This window comes from Streptomyces sp. NPDC053673 (assembly GCF_055585225.1).
The window spans coordinates 30,803-49,841 of the sequence record NZ_JBVJKN010000021.1 but is presented as its reverse complement, the minus strand read 5'-3'; the positions used below and the strand labels follow the sequence as shown (position 1 = coordinate 49,841).

13 protein-coding genes are annotated in these 19,039 nt (G+C 69.4%); 7 read left to right on the top strand and 6 right to left on the bottom strand.

Going from position 1 to position 19,039, the window contains the following annotated elements; all coding sequences use genetic code 11:
* Nucleotides 1-24 precede the first annotated feature (24 nt).
* A complete protein-coding gene (locus ACZ6ZQ_RS26320; RefSeq protein WP_469770971.1) occupies nt 25-1,101 on the bottom strand; it encodes an isocitrate/isopropylmalate family dehydrogenase in 1,077 nt (358 codons plus the stop codon).
* Between the two features lie 54 nt (nt 1,102-1,155).
* Here ACZ6ZQ_RS26320 and acnA point away from each other — a divergent pair, with 54 nt between their 5' ends.
* From acnA to ACZ6ZQ_RS26305, 3 genes are read left to right on the top strand one after another with little or no spacing between them, the layout of a single operon-like run.
* Nucleotides 1,156-3,822 carry an aconitate hydratase AcnA gene (acnA, locus tag ACZ6ZQ_RS26315; RefSeq protein WP_469770970.1) on the top strand — a complete coding sequence of 889 codons (2,667 nt, stop codon included), beginning with the start codon at nt 1,156-1,158 and terminating at the stop codon, nt 3,820-3,822.
* Nucleotides 3,823-3,848: 26 nt separating this feature from the next.
* The gene (locus tag ACZ6ZQ_RS26310; RefSeq protein WP_469770969.1) at nt 3,849-5,354 is read left to right on the top strand and encodes an AMP-binding protein; all 1,506 of its coding nucleotides are present in this window, start codon (nt 3,849-3,851) and stop codon (nt 5,352-5,354) included.
* On the top strand, nt 5,351-6,610 hold the full coding sequence (locus tag ACZ6ZQ_RS26305) for an ATP-grasp domain-containing protein (RefSeq protein ID WP_469770968.1): 1,260 nt from the start codon (nt 5,351-5,353) through the stop codon (nt 6,608-6,610). Before ACZ6ZQ_RS26310 ends, ACZ6ZQ_RS26305 begins: the two co-directional genes overlap by 4 nt.
* 88 nt (nt 6,611-6,698) lie before the next feature.
* On the opposite strand, the gene ACZ6ZQ_RS26300 is transcribed toward ACZ6ZQ_RS26305, so the two are convergent.
* The 3 genes from ACZ6ZQ_RS26300 to ACZ6ZQ_RS26290 all read right to left on the bottom strand — a co-directional run bounded on the left by ACZ6ZQ_RS26300 (nt 6,699) and on the right by ACZ6ZQ_RS26290 (nt 11,743).
* Nucleotides 6,699-8,459, bottom strand: a complete 1,761-nt coding sequence (locus ACZ6ZQ_RS26300) for an amino acid adenylation domain-containing protein (protein WP_469770967.1) — start codon at nt 8,457-8,459, stop codon at nt 6,699-6,701.
* Nucleotides 8,460-8,771: 312 nt separating this feature from the next.
* A complete protein-coding gene (locus ACZ6ZQ_RS26295; protein WP_469770966.1) occupies nt 8,772-10,172 on the bottom strand; it encodes an MFS transporter in 1,401 nt (466 codons plus the stop codon).
* Nucleotides 10,169-11,743 (bottom strand): condensation domain-containing protein, encoded by a 1,575-nt coding sequence (locus tag ACZ6ZQ_RS26290; protein ID WP_469770965.1) that lies wholly within the window; start codon nt 11,741-11,743, stop codon nt 10,169-10,171. Before ACZ6ZQ_RS26290 ends, ACZ6ZQ_RS26295 begins: the two co-directional genes overlap by 4 nt.
* Before the next feature lie 293 nt (nt 11,744-12,036).
* On the opposite strand from ACZ6ZQ_RS26290, the gene ACZ6ZQ_RS26285 reads away from it, so the two are divergent.
* Genes ACZ6ZQ_RS26285 through phnE form a run of 4 tightly spaced genes read left to right on the top strand, consistent with a single transcriptional unit; the run spans nt 12,037 to nt 16,641 of the window.
* Complete coding sequence (locus tag ACZ6ZQ_RS26285) at nt 12,037-13,125, top strand: thioesterase domain-containing protein (protein ID WP_469770964.1); 1,089 nt, start codon at nt 12,037-12,039, stop codon at nt 13,123-13,125.
* Nucleotides 13,126-13,151: 26 nt separating this feature from the next.
* Nucleotides 13,152-14,105, top strand: a complete 954-nt coding sequence (locus ACZ6ZQ_RS26280) for a phosphate/phosphite/phosphonate ABC transporter substrate-binding protein (protein ID WP_469770963.1) — start codon at nt 13,152-13,154, stop codon at nt 14,103-14,105.
* Between the two features lie 50 nt (nt 14,106-14,155).
* Complete coding sequence (locus ACZ6ZQ_RS26275) at nt 14,156-14,968, top strand: phosphonate ABC transporter ATP-binding protein (protein WP_469770962.1); 813 nt, start codon at nt 14,156-14,158, stop codon at nt 14,966-14,968.
* Nucleotides 14,969-14,994: 26 nt separating this feature from the next.
* Complete coding sequence (gene phnE, locus ACZ6ZQ_RS26270; protein ID WP_469770961.1) at nt 14,995-16,641, top strand: phosphonate ABC transporter, permease protein PhnE; 1,647 nt, start codon at nt 14,995-14,997, stop codon at nt 16,639-16,641.
* Between the two features lie 278 nt (nt 16,642-16,919).
* Here phnE and ACZ6ZQ_RS26265 read toward each other — a convergent pair whose 3' ends face one another.
* A complete protein-coding gene (locus ACZ6ZQ_RS26265) occupies nt 16,920-17,144 on the bottom strand; it encodes a hypothetical protein (protein ID WP_469770960.1) in 225 nt (74 codons plus the stop codon).
* Nucleotides 17,145-17,421: 277 nt separating this feature from the next.
* Nucleotides 17,422-18,516 (bottom strand): hypothetical protein, encoded by a 1,095-nt coding sequence (locus tag ACZ6ZQ_RS26260; protein WP_469770959.1) that lies wholly within the window; start codon nt 18,514-18,516, stop codon nt 17,422-17,424.
* Between the last annotated feature and the right edge of the window lie 523 nt (nt 18,517-19,039).

Below are 19,039 nucleotides of genomic sequence, written 5' to 3'. Positions count from 1 at the left end.
GCGCTGAAGCCGTGCGTCACGCCGTCATCGGGCACCGCCCCGTCCGACGGCGTGACGCGCGGCCCTCTCAGCGGCCTGCCAGGTCGCACCGTCGTTCTCCACGGCGGTGACGGCCGTCCTGATCGCCGCCTCGGCCGCGTCGAGCGACAGGTACCCGGCAAGTTCCGTGCCGGCCAGCAAAGTTGAGCGGAGTCGGCGCACGCGGGCCCGGTCGGCGCTTTCCCCGTCGAGGCGCGTGGTGTCCAGCGCGGTGTCATAGCCGAACTGGGGCCGGCCGGCGTGGTCGAGCGTGGTGCACACGCCGCCCCGGTCCCCGGTCAGCTGACCTTCGAGAACGGCAGCCAGCAGGTCGGCGAACGCACTGTGGGTGAGAACGGCACTGTACTTGTCCGGATTCCGCACCAGCTCAGCGGCCATATGATCGATGATCAGGCTGTCGCACACGATGTCCGGAGAATCGACCAGCTTCTCCAATGCTTCACGTGCGGTCAGCGCGAAGAGCCCGTCAGTGTATTTGATGGAGTTTCCCTTATGGGCAACGGTAATCCGCCTCACACCCCTGTCACGACACACCTGAACGGCCTTCTCGATAAATACTCGAATGCGCTCGGGGTCAGCTGTATGGACGGCCGCTGCAGCCTCTTCACGCAGGGGCCTCGCACTGTGCTCGAGGGTGATACCGCGCAGCTCGGCGACGCCGTCAGAATGTTCGGCGAACTCTATTCCGAGGTCACTGAGGTCGAATTCCGACCGCACCAGAAGCACATCCAGAACTGTTCCTTCACGCAGGCTCGGACCACGCCTCTCGATGAGGCTGAGAGCCGCGCCCCAGTCCTGGCGAGCCTGCCGGGCCAACTGGTGGGCATCGGCAGGCGACGCGTGAAGCGGAGCCAGAAGACCGGCATCCACCTGCGCATTCACCTCCCTTGACGCGGCGGACCCCGGCGCTGTCAGGACCCACCGCACAGTGAGCCCCGCCGCTTCCAGCACCTCGACGGCGACATCCACGTCAGCCGCCACGGACGGCTCCGGGCTCTGCCAGAGAGCGACCTCACGCACTGCCGTATTCATCATGACGACCTCGTTCCCGGCAGCGCCCATTCATGAACCCTGCACGCTATATGAATCCTTCGACGAGAAATAAGAGCGAAAGAAATGCAGAACTTGCTGCGCACCCTGACCCTGCCGGACAGAACGGCCCGGTTCTGTAGCCTGGCGGCCGCCGAAGAGAATGGGCTCAGCGGCATGGCAACCGCGCCCCGCAGTGTCCGGATTCTGGTGGAGAATATACTACGGAGCGCGATTTCTACCAGCGCCGAACAGGACGGGCAGGGAATTGAGGAGGCCTTCGCGACCTCTGCTGCATTGATCTCCGCGAGCACGGGCGAGGGCCCTGACGTCGAGGTCGCGTTCCGCCCGACGAGGCTCATTCTGCAGGACCACTCCGGCATTCCGGTCCTCGCCGACCTGGCGTCCCTGCGCTCCATCATGGAGCAACGCGGGCTGGACCCCCGCAAGGCCAGGCCCGCGCTGCCCGTCGACCTCGTCGTCGACCACTCGGTCGAGGTGAACGCCTGGGCACGCCCCGACGCCCTGAGCCTCAACATGCGGCGCGAGTACGAACTCAACAACGAGCGCTACCGGTTCCTGCGCTGGGCCCAGCAGGAGGTCGCCGGACTCCGGGTCGTGCCGCCGGGCAAGGGCATCGTCCACCAGATGCACCTGGAGCACCTCGCCCGCGTCGTCATGACGCACACGGACGGCCTGCTGGCCTGTGACACGGTCCTCGGCACCGATTCACACACCCCCATGGTCGGTGCACTCGGTGTGCTTGGCTGGGGTGTCGGAGGCATCGAGGCCGAGACCGCGCTGCTCGGCCACCCGATCTCGTTGCTCAGCCCGCCTGTTGTCGGCGTCCGGCTGACGGGTGCGCTGCCGACCGGCAGCACGGCCACGGACCTCGCCCTGACCATGACCGAGTTCCTTCGCGGCACCGGCGTCGTGGGGCAGTTCGTGGAGTTCTTCGGTCCCGGAGTCGCGGCGCTGTCGCTGCCCGACCGGGCCACGCTCTCGAACATGGCCCCCGAGTACGGCTGCACCGTGGCGTTCTTCCCGGTGGACGAGGCAACCCTGTCGTATTTGCGGCTGACCGGGCGCCCCGAGGACGAGATCGCCCGGGTGGAGGCGTACAGCAAGGAGCAAGGACTCTTCGTCCCGCTGGGCAGCACCGAGGAGCCCCGGTTCGCCCGGACCGTCGAGTTCGACCTGTCCGCGGTCGAGCCCGTCGTCGCCGGCCCGCGCCGCCCGCAGGAACGGATCCCGCTCCGCTCCGTGCCGGCCGGCTTCCCCGAACGCACCGACGCACCGACGGGTCAGGCCGTGGACGCCACGTCCGGCGCCGCGTCCGTCGGAGACGGCTCGATCGCCATCGCGGCCATCACCAGCTGTACCAACACCTCGAACCCGATCTCCATGGTGACCGCGGGCCTGATGGCCCGTAAGGCGGTGGAGCGCGCGCTGACCGTGCCCGAGTGGGTCAAGACGAGCCTGGCCCCCGGCTCCCGGGCAGTGATCCACTACCTGGACGCGGCAGGGCTGCTGCCGAGCTTCGAGAAACTCGGCTTCACCGTGGCGGGCTTCGGCTGCACCACCTGCATCGGCAACTCGGGCGGCCTGTCGCCGCTGGCCGAGGAGGCCGTGCGCACCACCGGGGCCCGGCTGTCCGCCGTACTGTCGGGCAACCGCAACTTCGAGGGACGCATCCACCCCGACGTCGCCGCCGCCTATCTCGCCTCTCCGGCGCTCGTGCTCGCGTACGCGCTGGCCGGAACCGTACTCACGGACCTCACCTCACAGCCCATCGGTGTCGACGCCGAGGGCCGGGAGGTGTACCTCCGCGACCTCTGGCCGACACCGCAGGAGATCACCGAAGCCGTCGGTCATGTGTCGTTCGAGCACTTCGGCCGGGAGAAGGCGTCGCTGTTCGCAGGCGACGAGGCCTGGGGTGCGCTGGAGTTCCCGTCCGGGCCCGTCTACGACTGGCCCGCCGGCTCCGACTACCTGATCAGGTCGCCGTTCTTCGACGAGGAGACACGACGCACGCTGTCCGACCTGAGCGGTGCCCGGGTCCTGGTCTTCGCCGGGGACTCGACCACCACCGATCACATCTCGCCCGCGGGTTCCATCGCGCCGGACTCACCGGCCGGGCGCTTCCTGTCCGACGCGGGGGTACCGCCGGCGGAGTACAACTCCTACGGATGCCGCCGCGGCAACCACGAAGTGCTCATCCGCGGCACCTTCGCCAACATCAAGTTCCGCAACCGGCTGACCCCGGACCTCCGCGGCAGCCACACCGTCCACACCCCCACCGGGCAGACCATGAGCGTGTACGACGCCTCGACCGCCTACGCGGCCGCGGGCACGCCCGTCGTCGTGCTGGCGGGCAGGGACTACGGCTTCGGCAGTTCCCGGGACTGGGCGGCCAAGGGCCCCGCGCTGCTGGGCGTCCGGGCCGTACTGGCGCAGAGCTTCGAGCGCATCCACCGCAGCAACCTGGTCGGCATGGGCATCGTTCCGCTGCAGTTCGCCGAGGGCGACAGTCCCGACTCCCTGGGCCTCACCGGTCATGAGACCTTCGACATCGTCGGCCTGGACGGCCTGGAGCCCCGGGGCGAGGTGCTGGTGCGCGCGCGTGACACCGAGACCGGCGTCTCCAGGGAATGGCGCATGCATGCACGCGTCGACACGAGCGGTGAGCTCGACTACGTCCGCAAGGGCGGGTTCCTGCGAGCCGTCGCGGACACTCTGCTGAGCACTCAATGACCGCCCCTCACATCGAAGGGACATCCATGACGACCGTTTGGGACATCGTCGCGGAGCAGGCCCGCAAGGCTCCCTCGGCCGTAGCCGTCACGGACGCGTACGACATCACGTACCGCGAACTCGTCGACCGAGCCGCTGAGTTGGCCGCCGTGATCTCCGAACGCGCCCCCGCCGGCGCTCTGGTGGCCGTGGACGCATCCGGAGGGACCTGCGGGGCCATAGCAGTGCTCGCGGCGGCGAAGGCCGGTTGCGCGGTGCTGCCCCTCAGCCAGGAGAGCCCGCCGTTGCAGCGTGCGGCGCTGCTGGCCGACGCCCGTCCGGCACTGCTCCTGAAGGAGGCCCGCGACCACCGGTTCGACCTCGGGACACCGGCGGACGACCTGGACGCACAGCCACGCGAGCCCTCCCTCCAGGAGGTGGCCTATGTGCTCTACACCTCGGGATCCACGGGACGCCCGAAGGGCGTTGCCGTACCGCACACCTCGCTGCTCCACCGGCTGGCCGGCCTGGCGCGGGTCCCGGGCCTGGCGGCGGGCGAGTCCATCGTCTCGATGACGGCCCTCTCCTTCGACATCTCGCTGGCGGAGATGCTGGTGCCGCTCACTGCCGGGGCCCGCTTCATCACGGCACCCCCGATGGCCCGGCTGGACCCGGAGGCGTTCGTCCGGTTCACGCAGGAGCACCCCGCCGACGTCATCCAGGCCACTCCCAGCTTCTGGCGCCTGGCCCTGACCAGTGGCTGGCAGGGTGCCCCCCATACCCGCATATGGTCCGGTGGCGAGGCGCTCACCCCGAGTCTCGCCAAGCGGCTGATGCCGGTGTGCAAGGAGTTGTGGAACCTCTACGGTCCGACCGAGGCCACTGTCTGGGCCACCGCCGCACAGGTCACCGAGGCGGACGTCATCACCTTGGGTGAGGCTCTGCCGGGCACCGGGGTCTGTCTCGCCGCGCTGCCGGAGACCGCCGACGGCCCCGACGCCGGATCGGGGCCTCTGGTGACCGAGCCCGGGCAGCAGGGTGAGATCCTCCTGTACGGCGAGGGGCTGGCTCTCGGGTACCTTGACCGGGACGACCTCACCTCCCGGGCATTCCTCACACGCGAGACGCCCGACGGCCCGCGCCGGGTGTACCGCACCGGCGACCGGGGCCGCTATCGCGAGGACGGGGCGCTGGAGTTCCTCGGCCGCACCGACGCGCAGGTCAAGCTGCGCGGTCACCGCATCGAGCTGACGTCCGTCGAAGCCGCGCTCGAGGAGCACGCATCGATCGCCCAGGCCGCGGTCGTCCTGCGCGATGTGGAGCACCCCGAGCGCACCTTCATCGAAGCCTTCCTCGTCGCCCACGGCGAGCTTGCCGAGCGGGAACTGCGCAAGTGGCTGCGCGCGCGGCTGCCCGCGAGCGAGCACCCGCGCCGCTTCACCTTCGTCCCGGAGCTGCCGCGCACGACCGCGGGCAAAGTGGACCGGGTCTCGCTCGCCGCCCTGCCGTCCGGCACACCGTCGGCCCGCACACAGTCCGAGGAGCAGATATGACCGGAACCGGTCTCCCAGGGGCGCGCGCCGCCGCACCGAGGGCGGAGCACCTGCTGCTGGTCGGTTGGCGCACCCACTCCGTGGCCGCGGTCAACCGCCTCGGCTGCAAGGTGACATGGGTCGTCACCCCGGGTGAGGTGGCCGCCGTACGTGCCGACGGATTCACAGGTGATCTGGTCACTGTCGCGGATCCCACCAGCACGGAGTCCGTCCTGGCGGGGCTGGCCCGGTCCGGGCTCCCTCTCGACGGATTCACGGCGGTGGGCAGCGACCTGGAGTTCACTCTCGTCACGGCGAGTGTGATCGGCGCGCTCGCCGGCGCGCGCAGCGTGCCCGTCGAAACGGCTGTGCTGCTGCGCGACAAGGTGGCCCAGAAGGCGGCCATTCGTGCCGCCGGACTCCCGGTGGCCACCACCCTGACCATCGACGACCTGGGGGAACTGGCAGATGTGGAGCTGGACTTCCCCTACGTGGTGAAGCCCCTGCTCGGTGCCGGCACGGAGAGTACCTGGGCCGTGCGGACCCGGCAGGACCTCACCGAGCTGCTGGAGAGCCGGTCCGGCCGGACGTCGGGGCCCTGGGCGGTGGAATCGTTCGTGCAGGGCAGGGAACTGCACATCGACGGTGTCGTACGGAGCGGGAAGGTCGAGACCTTCAGCATCTCCCGCTACCTGTTCAATGTGATCGCCTTCCGCTCGGGCGGTGCCACGGGCAGTGTCCTGCTGCGCCCCGGAAAGTATCCGGTCCTGTACGAGCGCGCCGCCGAGCTGCTGGACCGCTCGCTCGCGGCCCTGGGCCATGCGGACGGAGTGTTCCACCTGGAGGCGTTCGACCAGGAGGACCGGCTGGTCTTCAGTGAGTGCGGCGGCCGTACCAGCGGCGGTCTGGCCCGTGAGGTGGTACGCGCGCAGACGGGAGTGGACCTCATGGACGAGTGGGCCAGAGCACTGCTCGGGCTGCCGTCGTCCCGCCCCGAGCCTCCGGCGGACCAGCTCGTGCACGGCTACACCAATCTGCTGGCGCCCGCCGGACGTGTGGTGAGCGCTCCGACGCAGGAGGAGCTGATGCGTCAGGACGCCGTCGTGCTGGGCACCGTCGACGTGAAGGAGGGTGCCGTCGTGGGGGAGCTCGTCCATTCCTCCTCACGTGGCGGTCGCGTCATGGTCGCTCTCCCGTCGGAAGAGGAGACGGAGGCCCGACTGCACGCGATGGGAGCCTGGTTCAGGGAACGGATCAAGGTGGCCGGCACGCGCTGACGGCGCGCACCGGCACACGCCGAGGGCACCGCGTGACCGTGCGCGGTGCCCTCGGCGCACCTGGCCGCGGGCGTCGGCCGGTTGGCGGTCAGCCGGGCGTCGGAAGTCCTGCTATCTCGGGGTTCCTGCGGAACTCGGGTGTCGGCAGCGCCTGTCGGTCCAGTTTGCCGTTGGTCGTCAGGGGAAGCGCCTCGAGCCCGAGGTAGGCGGCCGGCACCATATGTTCGGGAAGTGCCGAAGCGGCCAGTTCACGCAGATCGACGGGGGTCGGTGGCGTGTCGTCCGGGACCGGCACGAAGTACGCAACAAGCCGCGTGCTGCCGCGACGGCCGGCCACGGCGAGCACAGAGACCTGCGCGACGGCCGGATGCCGGGCGAGCACGGCTTCGATCTCCCCCGGTTCGATCCGGAATCCCGACACCTTCACCTGGTCGTCGAGCCGTCCCAAGTAGACGGCGGTGCCTTCCCGGTCACGACGGGCCAGGTCCCCCGTGCGGTACATCCGGGAGCCCGGCTTGCCGAACGGATCCGCCACGAAGCGCTCTGCGGTGATGCCCGCCCGCCGCAGATACCCGCGGGCCAGTTGCCCGCCCGCGATGTGGATCTCGCCTTCCTGTCCCTCCTCGACCTCCCGCATCGAGTCGTCGAGAACGCGGATCGTCAGGCCGGGCGCGGCCGTGCCGATCGGCACCGGACCGTCCGCCACCTCCTGGCCGGGCTCGATCCGGTATTCCATGCAACCGACGGTCGCCTCGGTGGGGCCGTACTCGTTCACGACGGTGGCATCCGGGTGGAGGGACCGCCAGCCGTGCAGCATGCTGCCGGCCAGCTGCTCACCGCCGACCACCAGCTGTCCTGCCGGGGAGAACTGGGGTGGCAGCAGCGCCAGCAGTGCGAGGTGGCTCGGGGTGGCCTTGAGAAAGCGCAGGGGTGCCCCCTCGAGGGCTGCCCGTGCGTCCACATCGTCCGCCAGGTCCGCGACGTGGATGCGACCACCGTGCAGCAGCGGCAGAAAGAGGGTGGTGACCGTGAGATCGAAGCTGAGGGAGGAGTGGAGGAAGGACGACACCCGGCCGCCGGGATACGAGTCCGCGGCCCACGTCAGGTAGTGGAGGAGCGCGTCATGCTCGATCACGACTCCCTTCGGCCGACCCGTCGAACCGGACGTGTAGATGACGTAGGCCGGGCTGTGGGGGGTCAGCGGGGCCAGTCGCTCCTGGTCGCGGACATCCGCCTCGTCCGCGCCGCTCGTCCCGCCGGACGTGCTCTCCCCCGACGGCTTCAGGCACGGCCCGTCCCACCCCTGGACCGGCTCGCCCGTGTCGCTGATCAGACAGACGGGCCGGGCGTCGGAGAGCATGAACTCACGCCGCTCGGCCGGGTAGGCGGGGTCGAGCGGCACGTAGGCCGCCCCGGACTTGAGCACGCCCAGAATGGCCACGACGGCGTCCTGGCCCCGCGGCAGCATGATGCCCACCAGGGACTCGGGGCCGGCGCCGCGGTCGATCAGCCGTCGGGCCAGCCGGTTGGCGCGGAGGTTGAGCTCACGGTAGGTCAGTTCCCCCTCTGTGCCGCTGACAGCGATCGCGTCGGGGAATTCCGCGGCCGTCCGCTCGAAGATCTGCGGTACGAGCGCCACGGCCTCCGCCGGGGCCGGGCGGGCACCGGCGGCCGGCCGTATGTCACTCCAGTGGCGTTCTACGTACGCGAGGCAGTCCGCCTTCGTGGCAGCGTCCAGCTCGACGCGCCATCCGGCGGGTACGGCGATGTCCGCCGGCCAGAGGCTTCGCACGCCTTCGTGGTTGACCAGTACGGACGTCAGTGGTTCCGGGGCACTGGGCAGGGACATGGTGTTTGCGCGCTCCTACGTGAGGGGGCATCGGTACGGGTGGTGCAGGGGTGGCCTGTGACGCGGGCGGCGGGCACCGTTGCGGCCTGATCCGCCGGACACCCCCTAGTGCCGCGACCGGCAATGTTTGCCCGTCGAGGGCGCAAGGCGGTGGGGGAACCTCCCAGGCGCAGCTCTGGGGGAGATCATCCGCGTACTGGACGTACGTGGATGACTCCGACAACGCAGCGTGGGGGCACCTCCCGTGCCCGAAGGGCTACGGGGGAGGGCGTGCCGGGCGTCGCGCGCCAGGCGGGATTTGTCAGACACGGCCTAGCGCGGACCGGGTGCGCCGACGGTCGCCGGCACCGGCTCGGGGGCCGGCCGGGTCGCCGGCACCGGCTCGGGGGCCGGCCGGGTCGCCAGCGCCCACCGGGTGACCGCGGGGCCGATGGCTCCGCAGCAGGCGAGGGCGACTCCGAGCAGGATCCAGCCCGGGGCGCCCCAGGCGATGCACAGTACGGCGATCACGGTCGGGGCGATCGCCCCGCCCATGCCCTCGCCGAGATTGAAGACACCCTGGTACTGGCCTTGGGCGTGGGGTGGTGCCAGTCCGAGAGCCAGCTCGAAGCTGCCGGCCGCATGCCACATCTCGGCCGCGGTGAAGATGATGACGGCCATGAAGAGGATTCCTACCGCCACCGGGGTGGGCACCGAGCCTGTGACGGCGATGAGCAGGCAGGTCACCAGGAGGGCGGCGCCCGAGCGTACCCAGGCGCGGCCGGCGGCTGTCGGCGAGTCGATGCTCCGGGTCATCCTCACCTGGAGGAACACCACGATCGCGGTGTTGAGGAGCAGGAGCGCCGCCGCGGTCCAGGCGGGTGCGACATTGCGGGCCGCGATCCACAGAGGGATGGCCAGCGTAAGGATGTGGCCCGAGAGGTGCAGTGCCGCGTTGAGGACGGCGACGGCGAGGTAGGGCAGGTCCTTGAAGGCCACCGCCTTGGACGCGGGCGTGCCGACGTGCTCGCCGGATCCGCCCCCGGTGCCGTACTCGGGTGATCCCGGGGACCTGCCGTTCGGTGGGGCCGGTACCGGCAGCGGATCCATCCGCGGCAGGGTGCACTGCAGCGCGGCTGCGGCGAGGAGCGCGATCGCCTTGATCCACAACGCCGCGGTGAACGACACCCGCGTATCGAGCTGGGCCGCGATGCCGGCGAGCACCGATCCCAGCGCCATCCCCACATTGGATATGGACCGCAACTGGGCGCGGAACTGAGCGCGTTGAGTGCCGCCGAGACGGGCTATCACGGCATGACGCACCGCCCTGGACCCTTCGAACGAGAAACTCGTGAGGCCGACCAGGACGACGGCCATGGTGAAGGAGTCGATGAACGGGGTGGCCGCGGCGACACAGGCATGGAACACGTACATGCAGACGAGGACGTTGCGCAGGCCCCGGCGGTCGGCGAGGTGGCCGATCGGCACCCCGGCCCAGACCCCGGCCAGGCCACCGATGCTGAAGGCGAGTCCCACCTCGACCGCGGAGAGCTCCACGACCCTGCTGAGGAAGAGCGGCAGGGCCAGCAGGTTGGTGCCGAAGCCGATGGCGTCCACGAGCTGGGAGGCCGCCACCCGTCGGGAGGGCCCGGGCGGGGGCAGCGCGTCTCCGGTCATCACGCGCAGCAGCCTGGTGCCCTGCCCGTGGGGCTGCCGGTCGTCGGAGGCCGTCACGCCGCGGCGAGAGCTGTCAGAAGGGACAGGAACGAGGTGGCGAAGCGCTCGGCTGACTCGGAGGGGACCCGGTCTGTGAGGTGGCTGACGGCGACGGTGGTCCGGCCGTCCGGGTACGGGACGACTTCCGTGTGGAGTTCCGCCGGCAGGCCCAGGTAGGGCTCCACCACGCGACGGGAGTTGAGCCCGGCCATGTCGAGTTCCCGGATGTCATGGTCCTGGAGAGCCAGCATGTTCTGGAAGAGCGGAGCGCGCCCCGTCCGGGTCGGGTTGATCGCCCGCACGATGTCGGCGAAGGCGGTGTCGGCGGCGGCGAACGCCTCGGACAGCCGGTGCGCGGTGGCCTTCAGAGCCGTGTCGAGGTCGACGTTGCCGTACCGGGTCGCGGCGGGCATCCGCAGGCACATGGTTTCGACACAGCAATCGATCACGGCGGCTGTGGAGGAATCCCATCGGCGGGCGACCGGGAAGCCGACGGCGTATACGGGCCCGCCCGAGATCTCTCCGAGCGCCCGGTCGTAGAGGGTGAGCAGGACGGCGAAGCGCGTGCAGCCGTGCTGGGCGGCCAGGGCGTCGACGGCGTCCATCACGCCCGCCTCGAGAGTCCGGACCGTACGCCTGAGCCGGGCGGAGCCGGTGTCCTTGGCCGGTACCGGCGGGAAGGCGAGGTCGGGGGTGTCGGCCAGGGCGCCCTTCCAGAACTCGCGCTGGCGTTCCAGCTCGGCGCGGTGCAGATCGGCCTGCCGTTCCCGGAAGCGGGCGCGCTCGGCCATGCCCGGGACGACCGGCAACTCGGCGGCCTCACCCCGCAGTCGCGCCGTGTAACAGGCGCCGAGTTCGTCGGCCAGGATGGACTCCGACCATCCGTCGAAGGCGATGTGGTGAGCCAGTACCCGCAGAACGTGGGCGTCCTGTCCGGCGAAACCGGCCAGGGCCACGCGCCACACCCTGCCTGCCGCGAGATCGAGGTCGCCGTCCAGCGCGGCCCGGGTGGCGTCGAGGGCGGCCTCCTCATCGGCCGCGTCGGGAAGCGTGACAATGTCCACCTCGGCGGCGGCGCCGGGCTCGGCAACCGCCGGACGACGGATCAGGTACCGGCTGCCCAGGGGCTGATGACGCTTGTGCACGTCCTGGAGTGCGGCGCGCAGGGCCGCCGTGTCCAGGGTTCCCGACAGGACCCAGGTGAACAGCAGGTGCGGTGTCCGGTCGCCGGGGTCCATCGCGTGCTGACTGAGGAAGCTGACCTGCATCGGGGTCAGCACGGCGGATTCGCTCACGGCCTCGCCGCGTGCCTGCAGTTCCTCGGCGCGTGTTCCGGCCTCCGCGAGCGATCGTGCGAACTCGCGGGCCGTGGAGCTGGCGGCGAGCTGGGAGAGCGGAACCGGGAATCCGAGTGCGTTGCCCAGGCGTGCGCAGACCAGCGTCCCGTCGAGCGAGGATCCGCCCAGCGCTGTGAAGGAGACGTCATCGGGGAGGTCGTCCTCCTCCAGAACGTCGGCGAACGTATCGAGCACCAGCATCAGCATATCCGGCTTCGCGTCCTCCGCCCCTTGCCCCTGGACGTACGGCACTCCATCCCCCTTGCCACCTGCATCACGAGCTGCACATTTACTGTGGAATGAATCCACGTATGAGTACGTGAACTCTACAAGCACGATGCCGAGATGGTCACGTCGATTTTGCAGCCGAGATGACTGGGTCAAAGTTTTTGACGAAAGATCAACACGATTATACTCGGAGGTAACATTAAAGACCAAACTGCAACAATACGGACAACCGGATTCAGAAAATCCGATTCTCCGCAGAGGGCGTGTGGTACTTTCACGACGCGATTGCGCGTTGTCGTCGAGGAGTTGGAATTCCGGTGGACCATAACTTTGCAGAGACCCCGCTCAAGGCAGCGGAGAAGCAGCTCCAGCAAATCTGGGAAGACCTTCTGGATACTGATGTCGAGCCTTCAGACAACTTCTTCGACATCGGTGGATACTCCTTCCTCGCAGTCCAGTTGGTCAGCCAATTGCGGGAAGTCGGATATCACCTGACCGCCAGCGACGTATTCGCCCACCAAACACTTACCGAACTCGCCGCCTTCATCTCCGGGGAGCAGCTCGCGGAGGCGCAGCCGGAGCCCTCCTTCACCGCTCTGTGGTCCGAAGCGGTGAGCCCCTGGAGCGGTGAGCGTCCGAAGGCCCGCATCGAGCTCTGCCAGGGAGAGGGCACCCCCTTCCACTGGGTGCACTGGGGCACCGGCAACATCGCCTTCCTGCGCCGCATCGCGGAACGGATCAGCGGCGGCAGGCCGCTGTACGGCTTCCAGCACCCGGCCCTGGTCAGGCGTGAGCGCGTACAGCTGTCCGTCGCCGAGATCGCCGAGTCGTACATCGACGAACTCCTGGAAGCCCAGCCCTCGGGGCCGTACCTGCTGGGCGGGCTCTGCAACGGCAGCAATATCGCCCTGGAGATGGCCAGGCGCCTGACGGCTCTGGGCAAGGAGGTCGCCCTGCTGGTCTTCGTCAACGGCTACCCGAACACCGTGCCCTCCGACCTCGACCCGGGCGACGGCCTGGCGGAGCTGTACCAGCTGCGGCTCGCCCACTTCAAGCAGCGCTTCGGTGTCGACAATCTGGCCGCCTCCGCGCCCGAGGTACTTGCACAGCTGCAGGCGGAGGACGTCGCGTACTACGACGGCCACGAGAGCCCGGACGACTTCATGTGGTTCCAGGCGGTCTGGGCCGGGATCGCCCACGCGCAGGCGCACCATGAGCCCCGCCCCTTCGCCGGCCGGACCCTGGTCTTCCAGACGAAGAAGGGCGAACCCTTCTTCACATCCCACTGGAAAGACCTTGTGCCGAATTCCGAGGCCGAGACCTTCGACGTGCGCAGCACCTTGCCGATCCTGACGCACCCGCCTTTCCAGGAGAGCATCAGCCGCCACCTGGCACAGGCATTTTGAAAGCCCCCACATCACGGAGATTACGCATGTCAGCGATCAACTCTCGCCTGTTCCGGTACTTCCTGGTTCCGGTTGCTCTTTCAGCAAGCCTGGTCGCGTGCGGATCCAGCGCGAAGACCGACAAGGGCTCCGCCGGCGGTGGCCAGAATCCTGATGAACTCGTTTTTGCGGCCGTGCCGGATGAGAACTCCACCACGCTGCATCAGAAGTTCCAGCCGCTTATCGAGCTGCTTGAGAAGGAAACCGGTAAGAAGGTCCGGATGCAGGCAGCGACCGACTATGCAGCGGTGATCGAGGGACAGCGCGCCGGCAAGATTCATATCGCCCAGTACGGACCGCTCTCCTATGTCGTCGCCCTTAGCACCGGCGTCAGGGCGACACCGGTCGGCGCGCAGGTCACCGAGAAGGGTGGAAAGCCCGGATACCGGTCCTACGGCATCGTGAAGGCGAATTCTCCGATCAAGACCCTGGCGGACTTCAAGGGAAAGAAGGTCTGCCTGGTCGACCCCAACTCGACCTCCGGCTATCTCTACCCCAAGGCCGCGCTCGCCAAGGCGGGCCTCAACGTCGAGAAGGACACCGAGCCGACGCTGACCGGCGGCCAGGACGCCTCCGTCATCGCCGTCAACACCGGGCAGTGCGAGGCCGGCTTCGCCGCCGAGGCCATGGTGGACACCCTGCTGCCGGAGAAAGGGACGATCAAGAAGGGCGATGTCCGGGTCATCTGGAAGTCCGACGTGATCCCCGGATCACCGGCCGCGGTTTCCGACAGCCTCAGCCTGGAGCTCCGCAAGAAGATCAGCGACGTCTTCGCGCACAAGGCAACCGAGGACTACCTCAAGGCGAACGGTTTCTGTACGGGCGATGAATGTCGGATCGGCAACAACTGGGGCTACGTCGCGATCAACGACGCCGCCTTCGACAGTGTGCGCGAAGTCTGCAGGGTGACCAAGGACAAGCAGTGCCAGACCGCCAAATGAGCTGCTCTGTACCACAGTTGACACGGTCCGGCGCCGACAGAGCCGACCCTGTGATCGAATTGAACTCCCTCGGGAAATACTTCCGGAAGGGAAAGGAGACCGTCCGCGCACTGGACGGCGTGACCTTCGACGTGAACCCCGGCGAGATCGTCGCCCTGCTCGGCCCCTCCGGCTCGGGAAAGTCCACCATCCTCGAGCACATGAACGGCCTCCAGCTCCCCACGACCGGAACCGGCACGGTGCTGGGCACCGATCTCGCCTCGGCGAGCCCCGCTCAGCTCCGCGCCATGCGGCGGCACATCGGCTTCGTCTTCCAGCGCTTCCACCTCGTGGGCAGCCGTTCGGTGCTGGAGAACGTCTGCACGGGAGCCCTCGGGCGGCTGCGCGGGCCCCGGCTCGGGCTGATCACCTATCCCCGGAGCATCCGTGAGCAGGCCCTCGACCGGCTGGACCGGGTGGGGCTCGCGGACCGCGCGTTCCAGCGGGCCGACACGCTGTCGGGCGGCGAGCAGCAGCGAGTGGCGCTGGCCCGGGCGCTCATGCAGGAACCGAGGATCCTGCTGGCCGACGAGCCGGTGGCCTCGCTCGACCCCGAGTCGGCCGGCCAGGTCATGTCCCTCATCAAGGAGCTGGCGCGGTCGGAACAGCTGACCGTCGTGTGCAGCCTCCACCAGGTCGGCCTGGCACTCGGCTGGGCCGAGCGCATCATCGGCCTGCGCTCCGGCCGCGTCGTGCTCGACGTACGCACCGAGGACGCCGACCGCACGGATGTGATGGGGCTGTACTCCGACATCGCCGGCACGCCGACCGGCCCGGCGGCCGACATAGTGCTGCCCAAGGCTGTCCGGGACGTGGCGCTGTGACGCAGACACCGGCGCCGATCAGACGCGTGACCTTGCCGCGCCCGTCCGCATCGGGCCTTGGCACTGTCGCGCTGATCCTCGGGGGCCTGGCCGCCGGCGTCGTCGCGCTCGTCGATCTGAAGGTCAATTTCGCCACGCTGGCGGACAGTGCGGGGCTCTGCGTCGACTTCGCTCGTCGCATGCTCCCCCTGGACTTCCCCCCACCGGGCGAGATTCTGCGCTCGTGCGGCCGGACCCTGTCCATCGTGATCTGCGCGACGCTGCTGTCGGTGCTGCTCAGCCTGCCCGTCGCCGTGCTGGCCGCGGTCAACACGTCCTGGAACGAACCGAGTCGGGTCGCCGCGCGGTCGGTGATCGTACTCGCCCGCGCTGTCCCGGACCTGATCCTGGTGATCATCGCGTTCCGGATCTTCGGCCTCGGCGGTATGGGCGCCGTGCTCGCCATGGGCATCCACTCGGTCGGCATGGTCGGCAAGCTCTTCGCCGACGCCATCGAGGACATCGACAACGGCGTACCCACGGCGGTCCGCGCCATCGGCACCTCCCGGCTTCAGCAGTTGGTGGCCGGAGTGGTGCCCCAGGTGCTGCCCTCGTTCGTCGCCACCGCACTGCACCGGCTGGACGTCAACCTCAGGATCTCCGTCGTCCTCGGCTTCGTGGGTGTGGCCGGCATCGGCGCGGATGTCGCCCATGCGGTCCAGCGCCTCGACTACCCACGGGCGATGGCACTGGCCTTGGTGGTCCTCCTGCTCTGCGTCGCCATGGAACTGATTTCCGGCGGCGTACGCCGAGCACTGCTCCGTGGGCCCCGGGCCCTGGTCGCGGGCAAGGCGCGAGCCGGCGGCGACGCACCGAAGCAACCGACAGCTCCTGCAGCAGCCCCCAAGAGGCGCCGCACCACTCCGCCGTGGACCGCCGCACGCTTGCGCCACCTCGCGTACACGGCCCTCGTCGCCGTCGTCCTGGTCGCGGCGGTACGTGAAGCACAGCTGTCGTGGGGGCAGTTCGCCGACGGCGCGGACCAAGTCCCGCCCGTGTTCAGCGAGTTCTTCCCGCCGTCGGCGGGCGGCATCCTCGACGAGCTGCTCGCCGCTCTGTGGACAACGGTCCAGATCGCATTCGCCGGCACCCTCATAGGTCTCGTCCTGGCGATTCCCGCCGCTGTGCTCGCCGCGGAAAACACCTCTCCCTCGCCCCTCGTGGCACGCGTCGCCCGGCTGCTCATCCTGATGGTGCGCGGTACGCCCGAGCTCATCCTCGCCATCGTGTTCGTCATAGCCACCGGTCTCGGCCCCGTGGCGGGCGTACTCGCACTCGGTCTGGGATCGGTCGGCTTTCTCGGCAAGCTCCTGGCGGACTCCCTGGAAGAGCTCGACCCAGGGCCCCGCACGGGCCTGACCGCCACGGGCGCCTCCGCGTGGCAGGTCTTCTTCGGAAGCACGCTGCCACAGGCCGTACCGGCCGTGATCGGCCATGTCCTGCATCAGCTGGACGTGAACGTGCGCTCGGCCACGCTGTTGGGCATCGTGGGGGCCGGCGGCATCGGCTTCCACTTGATCAGCGCGACCCGGGTGCTGGAGTTCGACGTGGTGACCACGATCATCCTGATGGTGCTCGGTGTCGTGCTCCTGATCGAGGCCATCGCCTCCTGGCTGCGCCGAGCGACTGCCTGACCGTCGTCAGCGGCCCGCAGCCGCACGCAGCCCTTGCGGACCACACCCCGGCCCTGAAACCGCGAAAGCCGTGCCAGCGCCGGGGGTTGCAGGACCTGAAGGCCCACCACAGCAGGTCAGCGTTCCTGGGGTACGGAGGAGGGCGCCGAACCGCCGTCCGTGGGCCGGGCCGGGGCCGACAGCCGCCGGCACGTCGACGCGTCACTGCGGACCTCCTCGGACGTCGTGCCGGCGGGCGAAGCGGACCGGACCGCCCACCTGACCCTGGACGTTCTCGGTCAGGCACCGGACGAACTCCGCGTGACCGTGACGCCGAAGGCGCCTTCCGGCTGGAAGGTGGCGGCGACGCCGGACTCGCCGCTGGTGCTGCGCTCCCGGCACCTGCCGGTGCAGCAGGCCGTGTCGCTGGCGGTGACCGTGCCGGCCGGCACACCCGTCGGGTCGTATCCGGTGTCCGTCGCGGTCGCCGCGAAGGGCGCGAACACGGAGATCCGCACCGCCACCGTCGAGGTCCGTCCGGCCGCGACATGCGCGACGGCATCGGGCGAGCAGTGCGCGGTCGACCTCCGCCGCGATCTGAACCACGACGGCACGGCCACGGCGTCGGAGCCGGGCCAGGGCGACTTCGACGGCCTCGGCCGGAGCTACGACGCGGACCTGCTCCCGAAGGCCGGCACAGTCACCTGGGGCGGCGTGGCCCATGACGCGCCCGACCCGTCCGGCACCGCGGCGAACTTCGTCGAAGCCCGCGGTCAGGCCCTGCCGTGGGCCACCGGCCGATCACGGCCTTCCGGCACCCGCGAGATTGTGATGCCTGGTGTCAGCCTTGACGGGGGTCAGGGTGAATCCGTTGTTGGGCTTGCCCATGAGCAGGTCGGGCAGCCCGCCGCTGAGGGCGAAGGTCGACCCACGGGGACCCGCGGCGATGCCGCTGGTGACGGGATCGGCGACGGTGTCGGTGACATTCACCGTGGCGTACTTCCAGTCACCGCAGGAGCGCACCCGCTGGATCTGGGCGGGCTTGCCGGTCAGGAGGCCGCTGCTGACCGCGGCGACGGAGCCGTCCGGCAGCACCCGGATGCCGGCGGTGAGGGCGGCCAGCGGCTTGGAGAGCGCCACCTTCCGCGCCCGCTCGGGGTGGTTGACCGGTACCCGGACCAGAGAGCCGTCGGCCTTGGCGATGACGAGGTGGTTCTGCGGCGTCCACGCCACCGCGGTCATCCCGATGCCGAAGAGGAAGTTGGGAACGTCGACCGTTCCCTTCAGGAGGTCGCTGCGCAGGAGGACCGAAGCGCGGCCCTCGCGGTCGATGCGGAACACCGTCGGGGTCAGCTGGTCGACCGCGTACACGGTGCCGTCGGGTGCCACCGTCACGTCGGCGATCAGGTGCTGCTTGCCGTCGTTCGCGGCCTTGGCCAGATCGGCGTACCAGCGACGCTCTCCGGTGGTCAGGTCGTAGCTGCCCACTCCGGCGACACGGAACGTGGTGTCCTTGGAGGAGCCGTCGGCGAGGCCGTAGTCCACGTTGCCGGCCAGGACACGGTGCCGGTCGCGGTCGACGCGGACCGCCTGGACGGACACCACGTTCGGGTCGTCGACGAGGGTGCGGACGGTTCCGTCGAGACCGACCGTGGATATCGTGCTGTGCTTCAGCGAGCCGACGACGAAGTTCTTCGACTGGCGGTTGTAGTCGACCGAGTGCGGGAACACCCCCGGACCGTTGGCCTTGATGACGCTGTGCGCGGCGTTCTCGGTCTGCTCGATCCTGTGTCCGTCGCGGCCGGTACCCGTGGAGGCGGACTCCGTCATGACGGCCGTACCGGTGGTCAGCGCTGCGGTGAAAGCGGCGGCAGCGAGCACGAGCTTGAGCTTCATGGAATTCTTCCTCCGTCTGTTGATGCGTTCTTCGCGAAGGGCTGTGAGTGATCGAGCGGCGGCGTCGACGCCGCCGCGGACGGCGTTGGAGTACGGGCGGTACGGCTGTGAGGGGGAGGGCAGCCGGTGATCTCGCGTCCGAGCAGGGCGGCCAGATGGTCGATCGCGGGGGCATCCGCCGGGACGGTGCGCGACGGTGCGAACGGGCCGTGCGGGGCGGGCGGCAGCTGCGCCACCAGACCACGGGCGAACTCGGTCTCCCGCTCGAGTAACAGGCACGAAGACCGCCGAGACCATGCTGCTCTCCTTCGGCCCCACCGCAGCGCGGTGATGGGAGAGTCGCCGAGCGCCCCCCCTCGCCGCCTTCACGCCATATGGCACAGTCCCCATGCGCGCCCTTGACGCCACGCCCCCGAACCTCGGGCGATGGCACCACGAGGCGCACCATGCGCCACCGCGAGGCACCGTCAGGTGTCGCATGGCGCCACTTTGACTTGCGATGGCACCACAATGGTGCCACTAT